21 protein-coding genes and 1 pseudogene are annotated in these 20,592 nt (G+C 53.1%); 8 read left to right on the top strand and 14 right to left on the bottom strand.

Annotated elements, in window-relative coordinates; all coding sequences use genetic code 11:
• Positions 1–29 precede the first annotated feature (29 nt).
• Complete coding sequence (locus AC2FH8_RS11785) at positions 30–377, top strand: hypothetical protein (protein WP_496689838.1); 348 nt, start codon at positions 30–32, stop codon at positions 375–377.
• Positions 378–552: 175 nt separating this feature from the next.
• Here the strand turns inward: AC2FH8_RS11785 and AC2FH8_RS11780 are convergent, their stop codons facing one another.
• From AC2FH8_RS11780 to AC2FH8_RS11770, 3 genes are read right to left on the bottom strand one after another with little or no spacing between them, the layout of a single operon-like run.
• Positions 553–1,500, bottom strand: a complete 948-nt coding sequence (locus AC2FH8_RS11780; protein ID WP_496689837.1) for a PhzF family phenazine biosynthesis protein — start codon at positions 1,498–1,500, stop codon at positions 553–555.
• 18 nt (positions 1,501–1,518) lie between these two features.
• Positions 1,519–2,499, bottom strand: coding sequence for an alpha/beta fold hydrolase (locus AC2FH8_RS11775; RefSeq protein WP_281995597.1), 981 nt, complete (start codon positions 2,497–2,499; stop codon positions 1,519–1,521).
• Positions 2,500–2,559: 60 nt separating this feature from the next.
• Complete coding sequence (locus AC2FH8_RS11770; protein WP_281995598.1) at positions 2,560–3,186, bottom strand: pyridoxamine 5'-phosphate oxidase family protein; 627 nt, start codon at positions 3,184–3,186, stop codon at positions 2,560–2,562.
• Between the two features lie 82 nt (positions 3,187–3,268).
• On the opposite strand from AC2FH8_RS11770, the gene AC2FH8_RS11765 reads away from it, so the two are divergent.
• Positions 3,269–4,234, top strand: coding sequence for a LysR family transcriptional regulator (locus AC2FH8_RS11765; RefSeq protein WP_246097326.1), 966 nt, complete (start codon positions 3,269–3,271; stop codon positions 4,232–4,234).
• 19 nt (positions 4,235–4,253) lie between these two features.
• Here AC2FH8_RS11765 and AC2FH8_RS11760 read toward each other — a convergent pair whose 3' ends face one another.
• The 4 genes from AC2FH8_RS11760 to AC2FH8_RS11745 all read right to left on the bottom strand — a co-directional run bounded on the left by AC2FH8_RS11760 (position 4,254) and on the right by AC2FH8_RS11745 (position 7,500).
• Positions 4,254–4,823: a carboxymuconolactone decarboxylase family protein gene (locus tag AC2FH8_RS11760; protein ID WP_142639617.1), complete on the bottom strand. Its 570-nt coding sequence runs from the start codon at positions 4,821–4,823 to the stop codon at positions 4,254–4,256.
• Between the two features lie 137 nt (positions 4,824–4,960).
• A complete protein-coding gene (locus tag AC2FH8_RS11755) occupies positions 4,961–5,446 on the bottom strand; it encodes a YHS domain-containing (seleno)protein (protein ID WP_281995600.1) in 486 nt (161 codons plus the stop codon).
• Between the two features lie 48 nt (positions 5,447–5,494).
• Entirely contained in the window at positions 5,495–6,361 is an 867-nt protein-coding gene (locus tag AC2FH8_RS11750; RefSeq protein ID WP_058282012.1) for a cysteine hydrolase family protein, read from the bottom strand.
• 161 nt (positions 6,362–6,522) lie between these two features.
• Positions 6,523–7,500 (bottom strand): AraC family transcriptional regulator, encoded by a 978-nt coding sequence (locus AC2FH8_RS11745; RefSeq protein WP_246097325.1) that lies wholly within the window; start codon positions 7,498–7,500, stop codon positions 6,523–6,525.
• 227 nt (positions 7,501–7,727) lie between these two features.
• Here AC2FH8_RS11745 and AC2FH8_RS11740 point away from each other — a divergent pair, with 227 nt between their 5' ends.
• On the top strand, positions 7,728–8,600 hold the full coding sequence (locus tag AC2FH8_RS11740; RefSeq protein ID WP_142639611.1) for a bile acid:sodium symporter family protein: 873 nt from the start codon (positions 7,728–7,730) through the stop codon (positions 8,598–8,600).
• 306 nt (positions 8,601–8,906) lie between these two features.
• Here the strand turns inward: AC2FH8_RS11740 and AC2FH8_RS11735 are convergent, their stop codons facing one another.
• The 6 genes and pseudogenes from AC2FH8_RS11735 to AC2FH8_RS11710 form a co-directional block, all read right to left on the bottom strand.
• The gene (locus AC2FH8_RS11735; RefSeq protein ID WP_496689894.1) at positions 8,907–9,806 is read right to left on the bottom strand and encodes a sterol desaturase family protein; all 900 of its coding nucleotides are present in this window, start codon (positions 9,804–9,806) and stop codon (positions 8,907–8,909) included.
• Between the two features lie 226 nt (positions 9,807–10,032).
• A complete protein-coding gene (gene mgrA / locus AC2FH8_RS11730) occupies positions 10,033–11,100 on the bottom strand; it encodes an L-glyceraldehyde 3-phosphate reductase (protein ID WP_142639603.1) in 1,068 nt (355 codons plus the stop codon).
• A 125-nt stretch (positions 11,101–11,225) separates the two neighbouring features.
• The gene (locus tag AC2FH8_RS11725) at positions 11,226–11,750 is read right to left on the bottom strand and encodes a cysteine dioxygenase family protein (protein WP_496689836.1); all 525 of its coding nucleotides are present in this window, start codon (positions 11,748–11,750) and stop codon (positions 11,226–11,228) included.
• Positions 11,751–11,975: 225 nt separating this feature from the next.
• A pseudogene (locus AC2FH8_RS11720) lies at positions 11,976–12,227 on the bottom strand (HlyU family transcriptional regulator); the annotation flags it as partial.
• 314 nt (positions 12,228–12,541) lie between these two features.
• Entirely contained in the window at positions 12,542–14,035 is a 1,494-nt protein-coding gene (locus AC2FH8_RS11715; protein WP_496689835.1) for a DUF1254 domain-containing protein, read from the bottom strand.
• Between the two features lie 32 nt (positions 14,036–14,067).
• On the bottom strand, positions 14,068–15,579 hold the full coding sequence (locus tag AC2FH8_RS11710; protein WP_496689834.1) for a DUF1214 domain-containing protein: 1,512 nt from the start codon (positions 15,577–15,579) through the stop codon (positions 14,068–14,070).
• Positions 15,580–15,690: 111 nt separating this feature from the next.
• Between AC2FH8_RS11710 and AC2FH8_RS11705 the strand changes: the two genes are divergently transcribed.
• The 4 genes from AC2FH8_RS11705 (at position 15,691) to AC2FH8_RS11690 (ending at position 19,029) form a co-directional block, all read left to right on the top strand.
• A complete protein-coding gene (locus AC2FH8_RS11705) occupies positions 15,691–16,698 on the top strand; it encodes a helix-turn-helix domain-containing protein (protein WP_281996007.1) in 1,008 nt (335 codons plus the stop codon).
• A gap of 250 nt (positions 16,699–16,948) precedes the next feature.
• The gene (locus AC2FH8_RS11700; protein WP_271951931.1) at positions 16,949–17,308 is read left to right on the top strand and encodes a YybH family protein; all 360 of its coding nucleotides are present in this window, start codon (positions 16,949–16,951) and stop codon (positions 17,306–17,308) included.
• A 795-nt stretch (positions 17,309–18,103) separates the two neighbouring features.
• Complete coding sequence (locus AC2FH8_RS11695; RefSeq protein ID WP_496689833.1) at positions 18,104–18,286, top strand: hypothetical protein; 183 nt, start codon at positions 18,104–18,106, stop codon at positions 18,284–18,286.
• Positions 18,250–19,029 carry a methyltransferase domain-containing protein gene (locus AC2FH8_RS11690; RefSeq protein ID WP_281973673.1) on the top strand — a complete coding sequence of 260 codons (780 nt, stop codon included), beginning with the start codon at positions 18,250–18,252 and terminating at the stop codon, positions 19,027–19,029. The genes AC2FH8_RS11695 and AC2FH8_RS11690 overlap by 37 nt, the downstream gene beginning before the upstream one ends.
• 329 nt (positions 19,030–19,358) lie before the next feature.
• On the opposite strand, the gene AC2FH8_RS11685 is transcribed toward AC2FH8_RS11690, so the two are convergent.
• Complete coding sequence (locus AC2FH8_RS11685; RefSeq protein ID WP_271951927.1) at positions 19,359–19,580, bottom strand: hypothetical protein; 222 nt, start codon at positions 19,578–19,580, stop codon at positions 19,359–19,361.
• A gap of 22 nt (positions 19,581–19,602) precedes the next feature.
• Here AC2FH8_RS11685 and AC2FH8_RS11680 point away from each other — a divergent pair, with 22 nt between their 5' ends.
• Positions 19,603–20,565: a LysR family transcriptional regulator gene (locus AC2FH8_RS11680; RefSeq protein ID WP_496689832.1), complete on the top strand. Its 963-nt coding sequence runs from the start codon at positions 19,603–19,605 to the stop codon at positions 20,563–20,565.
• Positions 20,566–20,592: the final 27 nt, after the last annotated feature.

Raw genomic sequence — 20,592 nt, 5'->3', positions numbered from 1 at the left:
AGGAACTGGGAATTTCTGCACAGCGCTTGGTGGCTGAGGTTCAGTCAGGTCAAATTGCCGGAAAGCAAGCCCGTAGCGGGTATGGGCACCGGCATACGATGATTCCACGCTTCGAAATTTCGAACATCTATCTGGATAGGAAGCGGTATTGGGATGGGTTGCAGGCCAGAGACTACCTTGGTGTTACAAGAAAGCAATTTGATCTGCTTCGCGCGTCAGAATTGATCCACGAGGTTGCTGCTGAATACCGTCCTCCACTTGTTGATGGCTGCATTGACGGTGAAAGCCTAAAAGAGCTCACAACAAACATTCGAAACTGCACTAAAGTTCAAGCGGGAGAAACTATTCCGTTCAATCAGCTCAGTCGTGAAATCTAGATCAGTTGTAGCGTTGAGCCGAGAACACAAAGTGCTTGTCCGTGCCGTAAGGCCAGCGATGCGCAGGAATCCGGACTTTGCAAAATTCAGCGGACGGCCCAATTCGGACGTGGCCCGATGGGCGTCGTTGCTGCGGTGCGGCCCGCCAAGCCAGCCATTCGCCGCGAGCGCAACGCTAGAAACTAATTCGACGCGAGCACATGACCTTGCCGAAACCACCTGCCAAGAGGCCAGAGATTGTTCCATTGTCGATTTCCAGATCGACTTTTATCAGGCTCGGACTCGCCGGGTTCATAAACACCCCTTGTTCGATTTGAAATGATCGTTGAGATGATACGACAAAGTCGTGCAATACACATGCTAAGGGCCCCGCAGCCATCCCCGTCGCGGCTTCTTCCTCAATCGCGTATCGGGGCGCAAACATGCGGGTTGTAGCGTCTCGGTCGGTCGCCGATGGGTCTCTTGTGAAGACGTAGTAGCCGATCAAATCCAGTCGTTCGCTGATTTGCGTGATTTTGGCAAAATCTGGTTTCACATTGGCAAGACCATCGGCATCAGCGAGGCCGATGACAATGAAACTATTACCGGTATTGACTAAAACCGGTGGTATTTCCTGATCAAGATGATGTCTGTTGATCCCAAGGGAGTTCAGTACATCGTCGATGCTTACACCTTTTTCCACCCAGTCCTCTGGTATCGCGTATTTTGGGGCCAGCTGTTCCATATAGGCGGCACCCTCTTTCATTAGTATGCGCCTTGGCCCATCAACTGTCTCCTTCGAGGTGTTGGGATTGGGAATCCGGCCCAGCGCGTCAAGGTGAGAGAAGGCGGCAATTGTTGCATGACCGCAATGAGCGATGCGCCTGTTCGGTGTGAAGAAATCCAGTTTGAAGCCCTCTGTCTTGGACTGCGACACAAAGGCCGTTTCGGACAATCCAACCCTTGCCGCGACGGTTTGCATATCCTGTTCGCCCAATTCATCAGCATCCAGGACGACGCCTGCGGGATTTCCACCGGCGCCACCGTCGACAAAGCCGTGTACGATTTCAACCGTTACCTGTCTGACACTATTTGCTTGCGTATTCATTGGTTTTCTCCATACGTCGGCCGCACCTTTGAGCATGGTGCGGCCAGTTTTACGTCAGTTGCTGGCGGCGGTGATGCGGTTCAGAAAGGCGGTCATTTGCGCCGCAATCTCGGGCCCATATTCTTCCAGCGCGAAGTGACCCGTATCGAGCAGATGAAACTCGAGATCATTCAGATCGCGTTCATAGGGATAGGCGCCTTCGACCGGAAAGATGTGATCATTCTTACCCCACATCAGTAGCGCCGGGGGTTGATGCTTCCGAAACAGCGCTTGCCATTTTGGGTACTCGGCAACATTGGTGCCGTAGTCTAGGAAGAGTTCAAGTTGCACCTCTTGATTACCTTCGCGGTCGAGCAGGTATTGGACATGCCAATAATTGTCGGGACTGATCAGTTCCGGTTTTTTAACGCCGTGGGTGAACTGCCATTTGGTTGCATCCAGAGTGAGGAATCCACGAAGCTGGTCGCCGTTCTCTTGCGATGGCTCGGCCCAATAGGCTTTGATTGGATCCCAGAACTCGCGCAGCCCTTCCTCGTAAGCATTCCCGTTTTGAATGATGAAGCCGGTTACCCGCTCGGGCTGTTCCGCAAACATTCGGAAACCAACCGGGGCACCATAGTCCATCAAATAGACCGAGTACTGTTCGACTCCCTTCCGGTCGAGCAGCGATGTCATCATTTCGGAGATATTCGCGAAGGAATACTCGAAGCCTTCGGCCTTTGGCATCTCCGACGCTCCAAATCCGGGAAAATCGGGTGCGATCACGTGGTAGTGCTTGGCCAGTTCAGGGATAAGGTTGCGGAACATATGTGATGAGGTCGGAAAGCCGTGAAGCAGCAGGACAGTAGGTCTGTTTGGATCTCCTGCTTCACGATAGGCGATAGCGATGTCGCCGATTTCTTCCGTGCGGAAGCTGACAGCCTGCGTAGCTTCAATTCCAGTCTCTGCGGCGATTGCTGGCGCCGGTGTAAATGGCGCAGCAATGGAAAGTGCGAGAATGCTGGCGCTCAGGACGGATTTCAGATTGCGCGACATGGATATTTCCTTTCTTCAGGTTACGGCGTGCGTGCTTGAACGCGCGGGGCTTGATATCAGTCAGTTTTGCTGACCCAGTGCCTCTTCGAGCCTTGCGTTTCGAGCTTTCAGTGCTTCCAGCTCAGTGCGAAGCGGGACGAGGTAATCTTCAAATTCTTCAAGGGTCAGGCGTTGGGGGATGTGCTGCGGGCAGTTCCAGTCCATCGCCTCAAGCTTGATCACAATCGCCCGCTCAGGATGAGCGCGATAGCCCGGCTCACTCAGGCGTTGCATCAGCGCCGGATCGGCATTGGCATCAATGAGTTTCGCCCGACCCCAGATCTTGAGGCGTCGCTGATTGGGATAATCCATCAGGATCAGCGAGATTCGGTCATTGCCCAGCAGATTCCCAGTGCTGAGATATTGCCGGTTGCCGAGGAAATCGGCGTAGGCAAGTGTCCGTTCATCCAACACTTTCAGAAAACCCGCTGGTCCACCGCGAAATTGTACATAGGGCCAGCCGGTTTCCGAGACTGTTGCCTGATAGAAGCCGTCTCTTTGCCCGATGAACCTGGCCTCGACCGGGCTGATTGAGTCCTCCTGACGCGTGCCGTCCAGAAACTTCGCGTAGCCGTTAGCTGACCCGTTTTTGGCCTGCGTTTCGCGAACGGAGGGCGTGAAGCTGATCTCTGCAAAGGGTCGTGCCATTGAATTCTCCATCTCGGCCTGGGCGATGCCCTGGGACTGAGGTGAAGTTAATTGGAGCTTTCAAGTTGCGGAATTTGGATACTTGGCAATATATTATTCAAAAATATGGAATAATATATTGGACAGATTTCACGCGTTAAAAGTCTTTGTGAAGGTCGCCGAACTAAAAGGTTTCGCTGCTGCGGCCCGCGACCTCAACATGTCACCACCGACAGTGACCCGAATGGTTTCTATGCTTGAGGACAGCCTCGGGCTACGTCTTTTTGTACGCACAACGCGCTCAGTGATGCTGACTGATAGCGGGCAAAGGTTTTTTGAGGATGCCAGACGTATTCTGGCTGACCTTGAAGAGGCCGAGCGCGCCGCTGTCGGTTCCTATGCCGAACCGACCGGGGAAATTAGTGTTACTGCATCAGTCCTGTTTGGCCGTATGTTCGTCACTCCAATTTTGGGCGAATTTCTGGATCTGTATCCAAAGCTCTCAGCGCGCACGCTCTATGTGGACCGAGTGGTCAATCTGATTGATGAGGGTCTCGACGTCGGGATCAGAATTGGCAACCTCGCTGATTCCAGTTTGATGGCTGTCAGGTGTGGTACGGTGAGGCAGGTCGCGTTTGCTTCCCGTAAATATCTTGACCAATATGGCGAACCAGATACGCCCGATGATTTATCCTGCCATGCAATCATTAATTCAACTGCCTTGAATGCATCGGCCCAATGGCATTTTCAACGGGGCAGAAAGACTGTCACCAAACGCATGAGCCCACGCATCAGCATGAACACAAATGACGCTGTGATCGAGTTGGCCTTGCAAGGTCATGGTGTCGGGCGGCTTCTGTCCTATCAAGTCGCACCCTACATTGCAGATGGGCGGCTCAAGACTGTTCTAAAGTCGTATGAACCACCCGAAGTCCCCATCCATCTTGTGCATCAAGAGGGACGAACCGTGTCTGCGAAGGTGCGCACCTTTGTTGACTTTGCTGTCGGACGTCTAAAATCAGATCCCCTTCTTGTCGGGAATCAAACACAGGTCCAAAAGCAAGATTAACAAATGGGCGGGCGTCGCGCTATTCAGCCACTGCCGCGACCGAGGCGATCCATGCATTTGGCACAAAGGCATCATCCAACGCGGTTTCCGCCACATGGTTCGTATAGTTCGACAGGGTTTTCAACGCTGTGCCGAGGATGACTTCCAGCATAGATCGGCGTGTGTAACCAGCCGTCAGAAACGCTTCGACCTGTGCGTCGCTGGGCCAGCCTCGGCTTTCGTTGATCACGATGGCGAATTTGCGCAGTGCTTCCAATTTGGGGTCGGCGATAGGGCTGCCATCGCGTAACGCTGCGATCACGTCTTCGGGGACACCGGCCATCTGTGAAAGAGTGGTATGGGCGGCCATGCAGTACTTGCACCCGTTCAACCGGTTGTTAGTCATAAGGATGATCTGGCGCTCAGTCTCTGACAGGCTGGTCTTTCCAAAGATGCTGGAAAGTGTCGTATAGCCTTCCAAAATTGCGGGCGCTTCGGCCATGGCCGCATAAAGGTTGGGTACAAAACCATATCCTTTCAGCGATGCTTCCAGAATTGGTTTCGCGGCATCAGGGGCTGAGGCGATTGTATATGTCTCAAAATCAGTCATGTCTGGTTTCCTTTGGGAAGAGTTTTCGACACACGCGAATTGTCATTGCGGACAGGGTGTCTTGGAGAAATGCCGGCCTTTTGGGGAGGGGAGAGGCAGCGGTGGCTCCGACCGGCAAAAGCCACCAAATTCCTCGATCAAAGGCTGCCGACAGGCGTGTGGTGGATGTCTGCCCACTTGGCATGGGCGCCTTGGATCACGGTCTCTTTGTCCTCAAGGTACTTCTTGAAGATTTCTTCATTCACAAAGAGATAGAGCTTGTCGTCCACGATATCGGCATACCGAACATCGCCATCAAGCTTCTTGCCTACATAGACGCCAAAGGCACAGAACCCGCCGAATTGAGGCAGATGTGCCGTCGGATCCGCCTCGAATGTGGCTTTCGCTGCCTGCGACGCAAAATAGTAGTCCACTCCATCATGGGCCGATGTAAAAGTGGCGTTGCCCATTTCGGGTATTTCGGCTTCAAACATCGATACAGGATCGACGCCATGCATGCCGAGGGGCTGCCCAGTCAAGGTAAGACTGTTCGAAACGTTGTATTCATCGTCAGCCAATGCCGCCGCCGCCAGGGCGAGAGTCAACGCTGTTGTAAGCGTGGGAAGTGTAAAGATGCGTGTCATGATATGTCCTTTCAGGATGCTAGGATCAAATTTGAAGATCGATTTGGGTCAGGCCGATTGGCCAATGCGCTCAACCGCGTCGTCGGTCCACCAGACGCCGTTGGCGACCATGCGGAAGTTGATGATGGCGGCGAGATACCCGTCACCTTCAGGCACCTTGGCCCCGGCTGTGGCATCGCGAACGACAGCGACTTCGTAGCCCAGCTCCAGCAGCTCGTAGAGATGCGCCTGCGTACACAGGTTCGCCGACATCCCCGCGAGGATCACCTTGTCGATCTTGCGTTTACGCAATTGCAGGTTCAGGTCATTCTGAGCAGGGCTGTAAACCTTGTGTGGCGAGCAAATGATGGTTTCGCCATCCTCGATGTACTTCTTGTATTGCGGCATCCAGTCGGCACCTGAGCCCTCGAAGTTGTCCAAATTGAGCGGTCCCAGGCGGTCAAACATGCCGATGCTGTGCATCGTCGCTTCCAGAGTGCCCTCGAACTCCCATTTGTGGTCATGTGGGTAGTAATAGTGGGGCGAGATGAAGACCGGCATCCCCGCAGCCTTGGCGGCAATGAAAAGCCGTTCGATATTGTCGACCGTGCCCTGTTCGGTCACGCTTTCGCCAACGACGCCCCACGTCACACCGTCCTCTGACAAAAAATCAATCTGGGGGTCGGTCACCACAAGCGCAGTACGCCCCGGCTCGATGGTCATGTCGATTTGGGGAAGGCCTGGATTTTCCGGGTCAGCATAGTAGGCGCGTGCTTCGTCGGTCGCGGCAAGGGCCTGCCCGCCAGCCACTATTGTTGTACCTGCCGCGGCCGCACCGGCGGCTTGTTGCAAGAGTCGCCGGCGCGCCATATCAACGCGTTCGGGCGTGACGTCGCAAGCGCAGCTTGCTCCATGTTTGTGGTCATGATTGCTCATTGCAAATTTCCTTTGTCTGAGAGGGGCAAATGGGTTTGCTTTACTCGGCAGCGCCCCAGGTGGATCTGACAAAGAAGAAGTTATGCACCACATCGATTGAGGTATCGGCTCGCCCTGCCAAGGTTTTGGCCGAACCTGCCATGTGGTCTTGAGGTGTGTGCCTAGTCGGAGGTCGCTTGCTGCCTGAATCGTGCCGGAGCCTGGCCAACCCAGCGCTTGAAGGCGCGGCTGAACGTGCTCTGTTCCGAAAACCCGGTCATAAAGGCGATCTCGGCTATGGAAGCCTTACCGTCACGGAGCAGGTCACGAGCAAGTGCAACTTGTGCCTGACCAAGAACGTCGCGATAGGTCAGCCCTTCCTCGGCCAACCTGCGGTAAAGCGTGCGCTCGCTCATTCCCATCTCTTGTGCGACATGCGCTGCTTGCGGCGCGCCGTTACTCAGGGCCGGTGTAAGCCGGTGGACAATTGCTTGGCTCAGTGAGGTGTCGTCATCGCGAGAGTTGAACTCCTCATCCAGGTGCTTCGTCATGAAATCTGACAAGCCCGGATCGCCAAGACGATTTTCGCTTTCCAGCATAGCAGGGCGCATAGCAATGGCGTTGTGGGCGCTCCCAAATCGAACCGGGCACCCGAAATATTCGGCGTAACGCTCTGGTTCTTGTCTGCATGGATGCTGAAACGTGACATATGCGAGCGACAACCCATCACCCACAAACCGATGCATGTTCCTCGCAAAGGCCGCAAGCGCGCATTCGTTGCGCAGCTCCAAGGCAGCGCGATGTGATGTTTGTCCCTCAAAAATCCAAAGGACCGGATCGCCGGTTTCATCAAGTCTGTAAACTGCGGTGTCCGTTACGAGACGAAAATAACGCTCGATCCGTTGCAAAGATTGCCGCAAGGTCGGAGCTGTCTTTACGGCTAGGCCAAGGACGCCGAGATCATCGGTCGCAATCGCGTTCGCATAGGCCTCAACCAACGCGGCCTCGTCCGCTTGTTGCGTACGAATCCAATCGATCAGATCGAAATACGCATCATCCGCCAATTGGCCGTCTTGAGCTTCTGGTAGACGCAGCACGACAGCGCCATTTGAAATCAGGGCGCCATCGTCGTTTAGCGTCATCCCGGCGGCGTTGGCCATCGCGCGGGCGAATGCGTAAGTTACACTTGCCATACAGTGAGATTAGCACTGGAAAGCTCTTTCACGCCAGATCGTCCAACCCTGTGATAGGTATAATAAATAGAGACAGCCTCGATCTTCGGGCGCTTGAGGATAAATGCGCCAAACTGATAACACTCGTCATCAGGTTTTCTGAACGGTATCGTCCGAAAGCGTGCGGAAGCATGCAGCCATAGAGGTCATGGTAGATGGGCGAAATTTTCATATCTGTGCTGCTGCCGCTCGCAGTTGTTGTCATCATGTTCTGCCTTGGCCTCGGACTCACAGCGGCTGACTTTCAACGCATCGGACGACGTCCACGGGCCTTTTGCGTCGGCGCTCTCAACCAGATCATTTTGCTGCCTTGCATCGCTTTGATGGTGACTTTTATCTTTGGGATTTCCGCTGAGGCAGCCGTTGGCATCATGATTTTAGCGGCCTGTCCGGGCGGGGTGATCAGTAACATCGTGACCAAGCTTTCGAATTGGGATGTCGCTTTGTCCGTTACTCTTACAGCAGTCTTCAGTCTGACTTGTGTCGTTACCGTACCGCTCATCCTGGGGTTTTCGATGCAGATGTTCATGGGGGCAACTGCGCCCGCTATCGACATTTCTTCGACGGCTTTAGCAATGTTTTTTTTAACAGCTTCACCGATCCTAGCCGGGGTGATCGCGCGATCCTTGGCGCCGCGAATTGTAGCTGCGGTCGAACCAATCTTTAGCAAGGTCTCTATGCTACTTTTTGCGATGGTCATCGGAGGCGCTATCATTTCAAACTGGGTGGTGGTCGCGGATAACTACCTTAGGCTTGGACCCGCACTTTTTGTTGTAGGTGCGTCACTCACGTTTATTGGCATCATGAGTTCAGGGATGCTCGGATGCACAGACATCGAGGCGAAGACGATTTCAATTGAGACCGGCGTTCAAAACGGAGCTTTGGGAATCGCAATTGCTACTTTGCTGTTGCCTAACACCAATGGGTTAAGCGAATATGCCATACCATCCGCAATTTATAGCGTGGTCTGGATCGTAACAATGTTGCCTGTCTTCGCCCTCCTTGCGCGAAGAAGCCCAATTTCATGATCCTGACGCCTATTCGCTAGCTTTGGTTATGCGCTGAGCCAAGCCCCTTTGTTTCCATGCCAGAGCGCCGTCTGGTCAAAGAGCGACCAAGGAGCTCCAAAGCCCGTTGTGGAACGGCCGCCTTGGCGATTTTCCCTGTTGAAGGGAAGAGCTGTTGTTGCCAGTGCGGTGGATCCTGCGTCAGCGAAGGTGTAGACGCCAAGGTCAGTTTTGTCCGCAAGTCGGAATTGCAAAGTCTTGGATTAAGTGTCCGGATTGGGCTGGACCTGCCAAACATGCAAGCCGCGGAGAATGGCCGCATCAGCGCTATTGGTCTATTTGGTCATTGCCAAGCTTGGTTTGCCCGGACGAGACAGATGAAGATCGCATCTGTTGGCCCGCGGCGTCGAGGGCACCTCCGCTCGCCGGGCCGCGCAGCGGCTGAATCAGCATTCGGTCGAGCCAGAGGTCTCGGCGTGTGCGAAACTGCTTGATGCCGATTTCCATGCTTTTGTGCCCCTTCTTGGGTTGCGCAACGTAAGTGCCTAGAAGTCGGTCCCACCACGGTAGATTAAAGCCAAAGTTCGAGTTGGTCTCGCTTGGATCGACTGAATGGTGGACTCGGTGCATGTCTGGTGTGACGACGATCCATCTGAGAATTCGATCCACAGGACGCGGCAATTCAATGTTTGCGTGATTGAAGAGCGCGGTAGCGTTCAGGGTCACCTCGAAAAGGAGCACGGCGACAGCGGGTGGCCCCAAGGTTGCTACGACCGCTAGCTTGATCCCCATCGAGATGAGGATTTCTACCGGATGGAAACGCAAGCCAGTAGTCGCGTCAAAATCAAGGTCGGCGTGATGCATCCGGTGCAGACGCCAAAGCCCCGGTACGGCGTGGAACATCACATGCTGAAGATAAATTGCGAGATCTAGAAGCAGCATGGAGACCACGATGGCAACCCAAACCGGCGCCTCGATGTTATTGAAGAGCCCCCATCCGCGATCCTCGGCCATGGCTGCGAGACCAACTGCGAGGATTGGAAAGGTCAGCCGCAGGATGGCGGTGTCGAGCACCACGAGCGCAAGGTTGTTTGTCCATCGGATAACGCGCGGAATATCCCGACTTCGCCGGGGTGCGGCCACTTCCCAAAGTGCCATCGCCGCCAGGACGGATAGGAAGGCAATAATGCGGATAGTTGGTTCAGCAGCTAGGATTGTGTCGGACATGGACATCCACTATTCGGGTTTCCGTCGCGATAGAATTGCAAGCTGTTCTAGGCGACGACCGTTCCAATGTAACGCAGACATGCAAGCGATACCATCTGAGGGCGGCTTGGTCCGCAAGGCGGACATTCAGCGGAATTAACCGAACGTCTGCTTCGAGCCCAAAGCAGAAACGCCATGCGATTAAGCAGAAGAACCTGCTAGCACCAAAAATCAGTGGTCAACAATCTTACTCAATTTCCGAGGATCGCGCCCAGAGATTGATTTCCTCTTCCGAGCTTACCTCGTCAATCTTAGCGAGTTCCGCTTCGGTAAATTCCAAATTCTGGACCGCACCTACGCAATCCACGATCTGCTCAGGTCGCGAAGCGCCAACAAGGGCTGTCGTAATCCGGTCACCTCTCAGCACCCAAGCAAGCGCCATCTGAGCTAATGATTGACCGCGTGACGCCGCTATGTCGTTTAGAGCCCTGACACTCGTCAATGAACGTTCGTTGATCATGCCGTCCAATAAAGACTTGCCTTGGGTCGCACGACTGTCTTCGGGAATGCCGTTCAGATACTTCGATGTCAAAATACCCTGGGCAAGTGGCGTGAACGCAATCGATCCCACGTTCAATTCGTCAAGCGTATCCAACAGCCCGTCCCGCTCAACCCAACGGTTGAGTAGGTTATACGACGGCTGATGAATCAGGCACGGCGTGCCAAGGTCTTTCAAGATGGCCAGCGCTTCGCGCGTTCGTTGCGAGTTGTAGCTTGAAACTCCGACGTAAAGTGCGCGCCCAGAGCGCACTATATAGTCTAAGGCCCCCATAGTTTCTTCCAGAGGGGTATCTGGATCGTAACGGTGGGAATAAAAGATATCTGCGTATTCTAACCCCATCCGCTTGAGCGACTGATCACAAGAGGCCACAAGATACTTTCGTGATCCCCACTCCCCATAGGGGCCCGGCCACATATCATACCCTGCCTTGGTAGATATGATGAGTTCGTCCCGATAGCCTGCGAAATCAGTTTTTAAAATTTCACCGAATGCTTCTTCCGCCGATCCCGGTGGTGGGCCATAGTTATTTGCTAAATCAAAGTGCGTTACACCCAAGTCAAAAGCAGTGCGGCAGAGATCGCGCTTTGTCTGGTGCGGGGTATCCCCACCAAAGTTGTGCCATAGCCCAAGGCTTATCGCGGGTAGCTTTATGCCAGACTGCCCACAACGGCGATAGACCATTTGCTCGTAGCGGTCCGGATTAGGAAGAAATGGGCGTGGCCGAGGCTTCGGGGGGCGTTGTAATTTGCTCATCTGTCCATAATCCGAGATCATCACCCCGTGTCAATTCAACGAGATAGTAATCGGCTATCAGCGAAGCCTGACGTATAGACGGAACATGCCTAAGGCATTGCCAGCGCAGATTGTCAAACTGCAAACTAGTCCTCGAATAACGCGCGAACCTTCGACATGTCATAGGCATGTTCCGTCAGGTTTTCAGGATCCCATTCGCTTCGCTCAGCTTCAAAAAAATCCCCGCCGTATAAGTGGATTGCTCCGGTCAACTTGGGGATAGGGTTTGTAACCGAGTGAATGAGGTCCTTACCAAGCGGAGCATATCCACCCGTCGACAATGCTCGAGCCCCCGCCGCTTCAATGCGTCCGTTAGGGTCATCTGCTACGCGCCGCCAAAAAATGTTATCTTCTCGGCCACCATAAATACCGATCACGGCCCACATTTCGTGATTGTGGGGCATTATGGTCATTCCTGGCTTCCATACGACGTTGACGATTGTCAGATCACCTGACTTGTAAATGGGAAAGATACCGCTTTCGGTCGGCTCTCCCAAGGCTTGCGTCACGCCCGCGGGATCGCGCATCGCCCGGTCCACCGCCTCAGCCACCGATTTGTGAGACGCGTCCTGATCTACTGCGGTCCGGCAGTCCGCTACAAACTGTTCCATGTTCCACATATCTTCAGCCCTCAATTGCATACGATAAATGCAACAGGGTAGCACATGCTGTAAAATAGACGAAATTGGGACCCAGATTGCAGCTGCATGTATCGGGCATCTAAGACTTCCAATGACTGCTTGGCTTGCTTAGCGTTCTTTCACCAGATCGGGGCGGATGTCTAATTTGCGGAACCATCCGTCGATTGCATCGCATAAATTAGGCTGTCTGTTTGCTTAATCGAAAATGCGGTTGCCCTGCTCGTCGATCACCTGTTTCGCCTTTGCGATGCTGAAGCTTTCGCCCTGATCCCGGGTCTCAAAAACATCCGCCCGGATCACTGTATGGGTCTTGCGATTTCCGCCGATGGTCTTTTCGATACGGGCTATAAGGCGGTACTTGCCACCTTCGGGCATCAGGTCCGGAAAGATTTCGAACCCTCTGTAAGAGACTGGCTCCGGCTCCGACTTTTCACCACCACCGAAGAGTTTAGAGAAGAGGACATTGGGCGGCTCCTTTCAGCGTTGCTATGACGGGAGACTAGCGCCGCTTAGGACAGGCGTGAAGCATGTCGTGCTATCACAACATTTGCCTTCGATCCGTTGGCACGCTCCTTGCGTTGCCTAGTACGTCCAGATCCGCGGTAGAAGTCCATTCCCCACACCACGCTCCCTTGTAAGACTGTCCAGACCGCCATTCTGACACGCCGCCGCCGACGACCGCTTTGAGCCCAAAACCGACACCGAAGAAAATGCAAGACGACGCCAAAAAGTAGCGTCGCCCGATAGTCGCGGCTGTCGCTTTATTCTACCAGTTCCAGATCACCAGGACGCCAGGTCTTGTCGAACCAAGGCTCGAGCGGTCCGTAGAGGCGCATCATCACGTTGAAGCTTTGCCCGGGCATGGTTTGCGTCCAGTTGTTCTCCCAACCTTCTGGGGCTTCCGGGCCAAAATAGATGCTGGTACTCCCATCCTCATTCGGCTTTATCCCCGGTCGATTAGAGTCGATACCACCGGATTCCAGGTCAGTTTCAAGGATCGACCGTGTCTGTCCGCTATACAACATAAACGACGCAAAGTTTTTCGCGGGAACGGGTGCCGGGAGAGTTACCTTGTAGGTTTTTGAGCCATCCAGGTACTGTCCGTTGTTGTCTCGCGCCGTCATCGCATAGACAGACCCCGTACCGACCGGTGGCGAGGTCATCGCAGGCGTTATGCCCGTCGCCATATAGAAAAAGTATGAACGGTCATCGAGTATGCGTGCACCATCCTCAAGAAACAGATAGCTCTGACGTTGAAACGGTGAGTTCCATTGCCGGTCTTCATAAAAGAAAACTCCCGGATCGCGCGAGGCATACGTAATCGCTCGCGCCGTGGCGTTTGCTATCGCTGCCGCCTCCTTGAAAATGGCCTGCATACGGGCATCGGGTTCGAAGGGCTCGCCCTTCCTGATCCCTATGGAAGCAAACGTTCCTACAATTTCCGGACTGAACGCACCAATTGGATTGTTTTCGAGCGCGACGTGGATCTCTTCAAAAAAGTCTTCGTTGTTCGCGTGAACGGTGTTGTGTTGGACGCCTGAGATATTCAGGAAAGTTTCCGCGGGTGGATTATCTGCTTCACTAAGCGGATATACATTCAGACCCGCCTTGATCTCGGCAACGGGCCCAGCTGTATCTCCGTCTGCGTCCGGTGAGCGTCTCAGCAACAACCAGTGCTCGTTTGTCTTGGTGCGAAGCTCGAAGAACCCGTCGGGCACCGGCGTTTCATCATCGTTGTGCAAGAGTAGGTATTTGCCGCCTTCTCCCTTATCCGCGCCGAGCGCCCCGATATCCGTCACGTAGTCAAATGCGGCATCATCCAGCAACCCAAGCAGACCTGCCGGAACCTCAATCACCATCGGGCCATCAGAGATATCGACATTCGAACCAATGTAGATTGTGGTGGTATTGGGCGTCAGCCAGATGGATCGCGCGTCCAGCAGGTCTTCTGCAATCACGACGTCATTAGGATTGACGCCTAAGTCCTCGTACCCCTGAAACATTGCCCGAAGCGAAGCGATTTTCATACCATCTAAGAACGCCGTCGTAGCCCTAATCAGATCAAGGTTATCGAAGACCTTCTCCACCGTCTCGGGCGATGGCATACCATCGAAGAATTCAAGATCACCAAGCGTCTGGGTCTCGACTCGGTCTGGAGTTAGAATATTGTCAGGCACGTCGGCTTTGAACTCTTGGGCTGTAGATTGCGATCCGACTACTAGTGCGAACAGCGAGGCAACTGACTTTGCTTTCACTATTACCTCCATTGGTTTTTTTGGTTTTGTGGTCAGTTTACTTTTTCGAGATCTCCCAACATCCAGCCACTTTCCAACCAACCGTCTTGCGGCCCGTAAAGGCGGAATAACAGGAAGTACGGCTCTGTGGTTGGTACCCAGTTGCTTTCCTTTCCGTCCGGAGCCTCTGGGCCAAAATAAATGTCGTAGGAGCCGTCTTCATTAGCCTGCATCGCATCAGTGTCGCGCTCGGACAAACCGACAGGATCAACGTTCCGAATGAAGCTCTTGGTCTCCATCGAATAAACAATCACGGACCAAAAATCGTCGGCAGGTGTGTCCGCTGGGACGTTCAGTCTATAGGTCTGATTGTGATCGTACATTTCTCCGTCGCTGTCGCGCAGACCTGTCAGATAAAATGTACCTCCGCCCAGTTGTTTCGGCAGGTATGTAATCCAGAAATAACTGCCGCCCGCACGCGCATCCACAAGGACTTCGGTCTCTGTCTCATACGGGAAACCAGCCTCCGGTTGACCTTCGGCGAAGTCCCAAATCAGCCACTGGCTCCTCATCTCGCCGCTATCGTCGACCCAAAGTGGGATCATGGCTTTCCCAGGCGTCACAAAGTAATTCTGCATCGAGGCATATGCGAGCAGCAAGCCCTCGTTCATTGCCTGCATCTGAAGTTCACTTGGCTCGAAAGGCTTTCCCTTTTCGATCCCGAGATCTTTCAAAAAATTCACCATAACCTTGTCTTGTGGACGTATCGGGTTGTTTTGAACGTAATCGTTCAAGTCCTGAAAGAAGGTCTCGTTGTAGTAAGGAAGCGAGTCGTACGGGACTTCGGACGCTTCGAAATAGTTGTTTGGCGGTGGATTGTCGGCCTCAGACAAATAGTAGACCTTTATTGTCTGAGCGTAGTCGGCCGCATCGGCGTCCGTTCCGCCATTCGTCAGTTTTGGCCGGAACGAAAAACCATACTCGTAGGTATCTGTTTCAAAGGGAAGGTATCCCGCCTCAGTTAATTCCTCTAGGGACATATCCCCTTCGTAGCCTGGGGGTAGCATGAGGTACTTGCCGCCGGCACCTTCATCGAAACCATCGGGACCAACGTCCACGATAGGAACATCCCAAGCATTCACGATTGTACCGAAGTAGTTCACCTTGTCGGTAGCTGCGGGCACTTCAATGACAAGAGGACCGGGTTCGGAGGTCATTGAAGCCCAAGCATAGGCCGTAACATCGTTAGCCGTAAGAAACCCATGTTTGGAATCGAACGGCTTGTTGAGATAAATGATGTCGTTGTAGTCGCCACCGAGGTCGCGGCGAATACCCTTCAGAAAATCGATCATACCAGCGGCGGGCATTCCCCAGATGGCCGTCTGAGTGGCGCGCTGCACCATGATCTTGTACTCGATGTCCTCGACCTCGGCTGATCGTGCAAGGATGTCGCCCGTGTCGTTGAAGGACTGGGAGAAAACTGGTGAAGCAGAAATACCTGCGCCGAGCACCATTCCCAAAAAATGCATCGAAAAACCGCCGTGTAATGGCCGAAGTATTTTCATATTGCAATGCTCCCTGCTGTTTAGGGAAAGCTTGCACATCCGTTCAGCCGATGCGTATCATTTCACGACACGCGGGCAAACAAGCGGGTTGACGGATTGAACCTACCACCGATGATTTCGGCCAAGGCCTTGGGCGCGATGCCCCAGTTTGTGCTTGAGGCCGCAGGGGAAAGGCGCCTGTTGCGTGCTTTTGACTCGGCCGATCTTCCTGTTCACTTCATTGAGGAAAGAGGCGGTTACATCTCGGAGCATGCCTTGGCGACTTTTGTGCACGAAGCCGCACGATCCGCGGGACAACAAAACATCGGATTGTTGTGGTCACCGTATCTCACCGTCGCTGATTACGGCGCCTGGGGGAGCTACGTTCTTTCTGCTCCAACGCTGGGGGCAGCGCTAATACGAGCTTCTGCCGTCATGCCATTTCATTCGTCCGCGGATCGCGCGTGGCTTGAAACTACGGGCAGTAGCGCGCGTTACTGTTATCGTTTTGGACTTCGCTCGCATTTCGCGTATCCGGACATCGGTTTCTCGGCCGTTGGGGTTTTTCTGAGCATATTCCGCGCGTATTTAGGAAACGACTGGAAGCCATCGGCCGTGCTCTTGGACTTCCCGAAGGTTCCTGGATTTGTCGAGGCAGAAGACACCTACGCTTGTCCTGTAATCTGGAACGCCACCCGGCTTGGGGTTGAGTTTGATGCATCGACTTTGCGAGCCGAAGCCACGCCCAAAAAACTTAGCGGCGGCTCGACAACTGTCGGAGATATTTCTCGTGAACGATTGGGCGGCCCCCCCCAAACACTTCGAGGACAAGTCGAAGAGGTGGTTTGGCAACAACTTCATCGGGAGGAAATGTCGATTGATGCCACCGCGCGTTCGCTCGATCTTGGCGTTCGCACACTACAACGGAAGTTAGCAAGCGAAGGGGTTCGTTTTCGCGAAATCGTCAACGATGTTAGGGTAGCAAGGGCCGAGGAACTCCTAACGGATACGCGCGAGACAGTCTCCAGTATCTCCTCCATGCTAGGATATGAAACCGCAAACAATTTCAGCCGCGCATTTAGGAATTTGACGGGACTGGCGCCCTCTGACTATCGCAAGATGAACTCCGACCATAGTTGACTTGTGGGTCGCGAGACCAGTCTTCGAATGCCTGCTTTGTCCGCATAGCAGTCATTTATGCCTTGTACAGCGATTGTCTACTTGAGCCCAAAGAGTCAAATGCTGCATCTTGCTTAGATGTCAGTTCCCAGGCGCAAAACCAAAGACGGGTTTGTCCTAGGTAGAAGCGACGCAAACAATCTGATCGAGGTTGATTTGACAGTAGAATTGCAGAACCTGATGCTAGGACAGCGAAATTAGGAGTGTTTGTATGTCCTTCAAACAACAGTGCCAGGAGGTATTCGACCACTATGTCGCCTGCTACCGACAAGGGGACGCCAATGGATGCGCTTCCGTGTTTGCAGCGCAAGCAGAGATGTACTCTCCCTTCGGCCCACCTTCCATTGGAAGGCAAGCTATTGAAGACACACATGCAGAGTGGGTCGCGGAAGGTGGAGAAGACAAAAAAATCAATGTCTCTAGTGCAGGTCGAGACGGCGAACTCGGCTGGTGTCTTGCAGAATTTAGCGAAGGCACGACAGGTGAAGGCGTTTCGCTGAATGTGCTTGAGCGACAACCAGATGGTCGATGGCTAATCACCCTATGCAGTCTTAATGAGACGCATCCCTAGAATTTAAACAGCTTGCTGCCGTCTGTTCCCATGCGTCGAATTGCCGATGTTAAATAGTTTTTATCTAAACCAACCGTGCCGAGCTAAATTGAAAGGAATCTACGATAGCCTCGCAATTGAGTTGTTTTGTTCGGTTTTGGGTTGAATTGTTCCAAGAATAACGCACTTTTGGCTGAGTTATGGTGCGTTCAAGTTGATCAAGCCACTGTACGACAATCGAAAATTGAGCGCGTATAGTGAACCGTGCAATCTTATGGGAAAATCGTGCAAACCTATGCGCAAATGCTGTGCAAAATTATGGGCGAAGACACCCAGATTTTCTGAATAAAATCAATGATAAGAATGCAGCGTTATGCGCGTCCCTACAATTTTTGTGTAGGATCGCCCAAATTCCTGTTTTGACCCAAAGCTCTGACTAAATTGCCCAAAGTTCTATTGGCGATGCAATCAAGAGTTGAAATTTTTAGTTTCTTGAGTGCGAACTCAACTTTTAGGCGATAGCGAATGCGTGGCGGCTGCGGCATCCTCTGATTTGAAATCTCCAATAGGCCCACTGATCGCGGCAACAAATCACCGCGGCCAGTTGGGCGCTGTACCTATCGAACCCTGAGGTGACCCTTTGGCAGTCAACGGTCGGCTTCGGATGACTGCACGACCTGGGTCTGATTTGGCAACTAGGTCCAATGCAATGGCTAAATTCTACCGTGCGCACCTGAAGCAGTTTGTGTCTGATCACAACGACGGATGGGCAGCACGCTTGGGCGTTGTACCCACGGAAACTAGGATTCTCAAAAGATGAAAACCCGGTGGGGGAGCTGTAAACCTGCCACAGGCCGCATCCTACTGAACCTCGAACTTGCCAAGAAGCTGTCTAGCCCCCATGTTATGGGCCATTTCGGACTAGAGTTTCGGGGACTGGTGGGCTTTGTAAGGGTGGAGAGTTGCTTAAGTTTGACGCTGAAACAACGAAATTACTAGAAACCGCCTATCAGGGAGCCGAATTGACGCGGCGACGACAGGTGTCATTTGATGCGCTGTGCCCTTCTCCCGGTGAAACTATTTTGGACATCGGATGTGGCAACGGGCTGTTGACAGCAGAGTTGGCTCGCGCAGTTGGCTCGGATGGCTGTGTCATCGGGATCGACCCAAGCACTGACATGACAGCAGCCGCTAAAGAACGATGCAGCGACTACGCAAACGTGGAGTTTCGTGCTGGTGCTGCAAATAGCTTGCCCATTGAGAATGAGAGTGCTGACAAAGCGGTCTCGGTACAAGTCTTTGAGTACATCGAAGACGTAGACGGTGCGTTGGCTGACACGCTGCGGTGCGTCAAACCCGGCGGGCGGCTTGTCATCAGTGATCTGCACTTTGGTAGCTTGATTTGGTTCAGCGATGAGCCCGACAGAATGCAAAAGATGCTGACTTCCTGGAACCAGCACTTTGTGAGTGGTTCCCTCCCGGAAAGACTGCCCGCACTGATAAAGGCTCGCGGCGACCATGTGGAAGATGTCTTGTCGTTCACTATGACAGATCACCAGCTAAAGCCTGATGGCCTCGCAATCATGATGATGCACCTCATGAAGCAATACGCTGTCGCAAATGACTATGTTGATCCCGCAGTTGCGCAATCGTGGTTTGACGAACAGTTCAGCCTTGCAAAAGTTGGACGCTTCTTCTTTTCGATGACCCAATTTGTCGTCGTGGCGCGTAGAAAAGGGTGATCGAGCGAAGTAATTCGGCATAGGTTCTTCCGCAGGCTTCCTGAAAGTCGCGGTTGAAGAGACCCCCATTGGTGTCACAGTCGCCCCAATTGGTGCTGCAAATCTTTTGTCCATATTTAATTGTCGTCGGTGATGCCCCAAGGAAGTGCCAGACGTGCAGGCATTGATCAGACGTTCGAACGACCGCAGTGATAGGTGTGATGACAGAAGGTCTCGTGTTGCTACTTACTCTATGGCGACAACACAGGTGCGTGGCTGTCACTTCCAGCTTGCAGCTGCATTTTGGTGCGATCTAATCGCCTTATTCGGCCGATTGTCACCAAGTGTTGTCAGAACTTTCCTGGATACAGGTTCATCATGTTCTGCACGTCAAGCTCACTCGAAAACGCATCGGGATTACTCCAGATCACGTCATTAATATAGTCGCGTTCCGCGTGAAGATCGTTGGCTGTAGGCCGCAGCTTCCGGGTTTCGGGGAAGGCTCTTTTGGTCCAACCGAACAGTCCACCAAATACGGCCCAGAGGCTGGGTGACATTGTATGGGAAGCCATCTCATGGTCCTTTCCGAGTTAATTGCACTGTCGCAACAACAGTAACTGTTCTCCCGTTTTTCTGGTATCCGGCACAAAATTGTGCTGTTCTACAAAAATGAAGAACGGGTTCCGAAATTGGTCGGATATTCGTGTGTTCCTCTCTGTCTTCAGAGAAGGGTCGACGCTTGCGGCCTCTAGAAAGCTAAAGGTCTCCCAACCAACGGTTGCCCGACGCATTGATGTTCTCGAAAGAGAAACAGGCTTGACGCTTTTTGAGCGCGGTACGCACGGGTTCAAACCGACCCCAGAAGCCCTTCGCCTCGTTCCCCTCGCCGAAGCAATCGAGACTTCAGTCCTTGAATTTGCCGATTGCGCGAAAGAATTGACGTCGACACAACCCATCCGTATCACCGCTTACTCAGCAAACTTCTCTGCACGCATGATTGAAATCGTAAACGAGTTTTCCGCCGACAATCAGGATGTCGCATTCGAGTTTTTGTCCAGCGTTCGGGCGCTGGACCTGATGGCGGGCGAGGCCGACATTGCTTTGCGCCTTGCAAGAACTGAACCTGATCCTGACCTGATCTGTCGTAAGATCAGCACGGCCCGCTGGTCTTTGTTCGGCAGCAGAAATTACGCGGACAAATTTGGCTTACCGGGGTCAACGAATGATCTGGCCGGGCATCAGTTTGTAACCTTTCAGCGGGACGATGTACCAAATGTATTCCACGAATGGTTGACCAATCACGTGGAGCCGGACCAGATCGTCATGTCTTTCACTGAACTGGAGCTAATGCATGCGGCGATCAGGTCAGGGCAAGGCCTTGGGATCAGCAATGTCAAGCTGGTGGAAACAGACATGTCTTTTATCCGATGTTTCGACGAAATCCCCGAACTTGCGGTGCCGCACCTAATGCTCATTTCGCTGGAAGCCTATCGTCGGCCAGAGGTTAGAGCCTTCGTTAAGTTCTTCGCACCTCGCTATGCGGCAATCTACAAGTAGTTATTTAGGCAAAAAAGGATTGAGAAC

It is taken from the genome of Ruegeria sp. CDSC025, from assembly GCF_059610805.1.
This window is presented reverse-complemented; position numbering and strand designations above follow the sequence as displayed.

Coding starts and splice junctions, on each gene's coding strand:
- AC2FH8_RS11780 (WP_496689837.1), bottom strand. CDS start 1,500: ATGCTCAAAGGTGCGGCCGACGTATGGAGAAAACCAATGAATACGCAA.
- AC2FH8_RS11775 (WP_281995597.1), bottom strand. CDS start 2,499: ATGTCGCGCAATCTGAAATCCGTCCTGAGCGCCAGCATTCTCGCACTT.
- AC2FH8_RS11770 (WP_281995598.1), bottom strand. CDS start 3,186: ATGGCACGACCCTTTGCAGAGATCAGCTTCACGCCCTCCGTTCGCGAA.
- AC2FH8_RS11760 (WP_142639617.1), bottom strand. CDS start 4,823: ATGACTGATTTTGAGACATATACAATCGCCTCAGCCCCTGATGCCGCG.
- AC2FH8_RS11755 (WP_281995600.1), bottom strand. CDS start 5,446: ATGACACGCATCTTTACACTTCCCACGCTTACAACAGCGTTGACTCTC.
- AC2FH8_RS11750 (WP_058282012.1), bottom strand. CDS start 6,361: ATGAGCAATCATGACCACAAACATGGAGCAAGCTGCGCTTGCGACGTC.
- AC2FH8_RS11745 (WP_246097325.1), bottom strand. CDS start 7,500: ATGGCCAACGCCGCCGGGATGACGCTAAACGACGATGGCGCCCTGATT.
- AC2FH8_RS11740 (WP_142639611.1), top strand. CDS start 7,728: ATGGGCGAAATTTTCATATCTGTGCTGCTGCCGCTCGCAGTTGTTGTC.
- AC2FH8_RS11735 (WP_496689894.1), bottom strand. CDS start 9,806: ATGTCCGACACAATCCTAGCTGCTGAACCAACTATCCGCATTATTGCC.
- mgrA (WP_142639603.1), bottom strand. CDS start 11,100: ATGAGCAAATTACAACGCCCCCCGAAGCCTCGGCCACGCCCATTTCTT.
- AC2FH8_RS11725 (WP_496689836.1), bottom strand. CDS start 11,750: ATGGAACAGTTTGTAGCGGACTGCCGGACCGCAGTAGATCAGGACGCG.
- AC2FH8_RS11710 (WP_496689834.1), bottom strand. CDS start 15,579: ATGAAAATACTTCGGCCATTACACGGCGGTTTTTCGATGCATTTTTTG.
- AC2FH8_RS11705 (WP_281996007.1), top strand. CDS start 15,691: ATGATTTCGGCCAAGGCCTTGGGCGCGATGCCCCAGTTTGTGCTTGAG.
- AC2FH8_RS11700 (WP_271951931.1), top strand. CDS start 16,949: ATGTCCTTCAAACAACAGTGCCAGGAGGTATTCGACCACTATGTCGCC.
- AC2FH8_RS11695 (WP_496689833.1), top strand. CDS start 18,104: ATGAAAACCCGGTGGGGGAGCTGTAAACCTGCCACAGGCCGCATCCTA.
- AC2FH8_RS11685 (WP_271951927.1), bottom strand. CDS start 19,580: ATGGCTTCCCATACAATGTCACCCAGCCTCTGGGCCGTATTTGGTGGA.